The 380-nt window shown below is 63.7% G+C and carries 1 protein-coding gene; it reads right to left on the bottom strand.

What is annotated here, in order from left to right:
- The coding region (locus tag L692_RS30325; protein WP_036725767.1) for an AAA family ATPase at positions 1–380 on the bottom strand (380 nt) is incomplete at both ends.

A 380-nucleotide genomic window follows, 5' to 3' on the forward strand; every position in this document is an offset into this window, starting at 1 on the left:
TCAGCGGCCGCGCGCCGTATACCGGATCGAAGCCCTCCTTGGCGATAAAGCGCACCGCTTCGTCCGTGAGGACAAGGCCGACCTGGCGCTCGGCCAGGCGCGTCCGCAGGCCGTCCACCAGCTTGCCGACGATCTGCCGGATTTCGCCCAGCGACAACGGCTTGAACATGACGATGTCATCCACCCGGTTCAGGAACTCGGGCCGGAAATGGCCGCGCAGCTCGCGCATGACGCGCTCCTTGACCGCAGGCGTCAGGTCGCCGTTGTCGTCGGTGCCCTGAATCAGATGAGGCGAGCCGATGTTCGAAGTCATGATGACAATCGTGTTCTTGAAATCGACGATCCGGCCCTGCGAATCCGTCAGGCGGCCGTCATCAAGC

The sequence above is a fragment of the Paenibacillus forsythiae T98 genome (assembly GCF_000520735.1).
In the GTDB taxonomy this organism is placed as follows: domain Bacteria; phylum Bacillota; class Bacilli; order Paenibacillales; family Paenibacillaceae; genus Paenibacillus_AQ; species Paenibacillus_AQ forsythiae.